The sequence below is a fragment of the Wolbachia endosymbiont of Nomada ferruginata genome, from assembly GCF_001675785.1.
GTDB lineage: Bacteria > Pseudomonadota > Alphaproteobacteria > Rickettsiales > Anaplasmataceae > Wolbachia > Wolbachia pipientis.
Genome location: NZ_LYUY01000119.1, coordinates 1 through 3,400 on the forward strand (window position 1 = coordinate 1; position 3,400 = coordinate 3,400).

General features: G+C 37.9%; 2 protein-coding genes. Both read right to left on the reverse strand.

From position 1 onward, the window contains the following. Positions 1–56: 56 nt before the first annotated feature. The gene (locus BA053_RS05730) at positions 57–257 is read right to left on the reverse strand and encodes a hypothetical protein (protein WP_065094950.1); all 201 of its coding nucleotides are present in this window, start codon (positions 255–257) and stop codon (positions 57–59) included. A 54-nt stretch (positions 258–311) separates the two neighbouring features. Continuing rightward, positions 312–3,107: an excinuclease ABC subunit UvrA gene (uvrA, locus tag BA053_RS05735; RefSeq protein WP_065095384.1), complete on the reverse strand. Its 2,796-nt coding sequence runs from the start codon at positions 3,105–3,107 to the stop codon at positions 312–314. Positions 3,108–3,400: the final 293 nt, after the last annotated feature.

A 3,400-nucleotide genomic window follows, 5' to 3' on the forward strand; every position in this document is an offset into this window, starting at 1 on the left:
AAGTTTCATATATCTGGCTATGAGTAAAGTTATGTTAAGTAGGGAATATGCTTGATTTACTGGTTTGTGGACAACCTCTTATAATCGCCTTTACTCTCAACTCCACAAATTACATCTTTCACAGGTCCTAGCACATTATCAACGTAACGTACAGATTTATAGAAACTATTTTCTGGAACTAGTGTGTTATCTTCTGCTTTCTTAGCAGGTACAACTCCATATTCAACGTACCTTCTAAAGTATCGATATACTGACATTCTTATCTCCAAATCATAAATATGCAACCTAGCCTAATATAATTAAGAAATAGTTTATAATAAATACGTTTTAAGATACCTGCCTGTAACACTTTCTGGAATTTTTACCACTTCTTCTGGAGTTCCAGTAGCAATCACTTCTCCGCCTTTTATTCCGCCCTCTGGTCCGATGTCTATTATATAATCTGCAGTTTTTATAACGTGCAAATTGTGCTCGATAACTATAACAGTGTTTCCCAGATCGACTAATCTATGGAGTATTTTTAGTAAGTTATTTATATCTTCAAAGTGTAATCCAGTTGTTGGCTCATCAAGAATATACAATGTTCTTCCGGTAAATCGTTTTGATAGCTCCTTGGACAGCTTTATTCGTTGTGCTTCACCCCCAGACAACGTTGTTGACGACTGTCCGAGTTTTATATAGCCAAGCCCCACTTCCTGCAAAGAAATCAACTTTTCTTTTACCATTGGAAGGTTTTCAAAAAAACCACAAGCTTGATCTATCGTCATATCAAGCACATCAGAGATTGATTTTTCTTTATAAGTAACTTCCAATGTTTCCCGATTATACCTTCGCCCTTTACACTGCTCACACTTCACATAAACGTCCGGTAGAAAATGCATCTCTATCTTTAAGTGCCCATCACCTTTACAAGCCTCACACCTTCCCCCTCTGGTATTAAATGAAAACCGGCCTATATTATATCCCCTTGCTTTTGACTCCGAAAGACCTGCAAACCAATTTCTTATATGAGTAAACATACCGACATATGTTGCTGGATTTGACGCAGGAGTTCTACCAATTGGCGACTGATCGACTTCTATAACTTTATCTATATATTCAAGGCCTTCTATTCTATCACACTGACCATACCTTGCAGACGAATGATGTATCTTATGTGCTGAATATTTATATAACGTTTCTATGACTAAACTTGATTTTCCCCCTCCTGATATTCCAGTAACACAAATAAGATTCCCTATAGGAAATTTAACGTTCACATTTTTTAAGTTATTTTCACATGCATTTATTACTTTTATGAACTGAGTTGCTTGCTTTCTTCTCCTTGGAATTAAAATTTTTTTCTCTCCACTCAAATATTGCCCTGTTATGCTCTCTGAATTTCTTTGCACCTGGTCTGGTGTTCCTTCTGCAACAACTTTTCCACCATTTACGCCAGCTCCAGGACCAATATCAATCGCATAATCAGCAGCCATTATTGTATCTTCATCATGCTCAACAACGATTACAGTGTTACCCATGTCTCTCAAGTTTTTCAGTGTAGCAATTAACCGATCATTATCGCATTGATGAAGGCCTATCGAGGGTTCATCAAGCACATACAGCACTCCTGTTAAACCAGAGCCAATTTGTGAAGCAAGTCTGATCCTCTGACTCTCACCGCCAGAGAGAGTGCTAGATTCTCGATCAAGCGTTAGGTAATTCAACCCTACATTCTTTAAAAATGCTAGCCTCTTGATTATTTCATTTAATATTTTACTTGAGATTTGCTTCTGTTGTTCTGTGAGCTTGTCTGGCAAATTTTCAAACCACTTAAGGGATTCATCGATGCTGAGCCTAGATATTTCACCTATATGTTTGCTATCAATTTTTACTGTAAGCGCTTCTTTTTTCAATCTATAGCCAGTACATTCTCTGCAGTGAGTGACAGAGCAATATCGCTCAACAAGTGTTTCATCATAATCCATCTGGTTCTCCAAGATACTGATCAAACCTTGAAATTTATTAGAGCCAAAGAGTATCATATCTTTTACTTCTTGATCTATGTTCTTCCACGGAATATCAAGGTTAAATTTGTAGTTTTCAGCCAGTGATAGAATTGCACTTTTTAGAAATCCATAACCTGTGTGCACTTGACGGAACATTGATCCCACTGGCTTTAAAGCACCCTCAGATATTGAAAGAGTTTCATCCGGTACTATTAGCTTTATATCAACACTTAGTTTTTTACCAAGCCCATTACACGAACCACATGCACCGTAAGGGCTGTTAAAAGAAAATAATCTTGGTTCTATTTCCTCAAGAGTGAAACCAGACTCGGGGCATGCAAAATTCTCTGAAAAAGTCAGAATTTGACCATTTTTATACTCGGAATTATGGTTGTCAGGTAGGTTTACTATTTCTACATACATTAGACCATTACCAAGTTTTAGTGCGGATTCTATACTACTTGGCAGTCGATTTCCTATATCGCCCAATATTGATATTCTATCTGCAACCACAAAAACGTCGTGTTTCTTGTTCTTATCGAGTTTAGGCAAGTCATCTACATTGTACACTTCACCATCTATTTTGAACCTTACGTAACCTTGTCTTTTAATTTCCAATATCTCTTTAAGATGTTCTCCCTTTCTACCACGCACAACAGGGGCAAGTATATATATCTTAGTTTCTAAAGGTAACGCAATTATAGTATCTACAATTTGAGACACCGTTTGTTTTGTTATTGGTAATCCAGTTGCAGGTGAATAAGGAACTCCTATTCGTGCATATACTAAGCGCAAGTAATCGTAAATTTCGGTAACAGTTCCAACTGTTGACCTTGGATTTTTTGAGATCGATTTCTGGTTGATAGATATTGCAGGAGAGAGACCTGTAATCGACTCAACATCTGGTTTATCCTGAATGTTGAGAAATTGACGCGCGTAAGCTGACAGGCTTTCAACGTACCGGCGTTGGCCTTCTGCATAAATCGTATCAAATGCGAGGCTAGACTTGCCAGAACCACTTAGCCCAGTTATAACAACTAGCTTATTTTTCGGTATATTGACGTCTACACCTTGCAGATTATGTTCCCTTGCGCCCTTAACTCTGATAAAATCGTCCATATTATACCATACAGCGTATTAATCATTATAGCCTCAAAATACGTGAATTTATAGTGATATATTGATTTTCTATTGATTTTTTCAACTGTTACGGAAAATTAGGCAGCGTTTGATAAATCGTCATTCCGCTACTTGTTAGCGGCTGAGATACCGCGACGGTATGACGGTTAAGTAGGCCAGTGCCCCTATGATGTCATCCCAGTGTCAAGCACATAGCTGTACGAACGTTGTAGTTTGGGAGCAATTCCCACCAGTGGGCCAGTGCCCAGACACTGGTTCTATGCAACTTAATT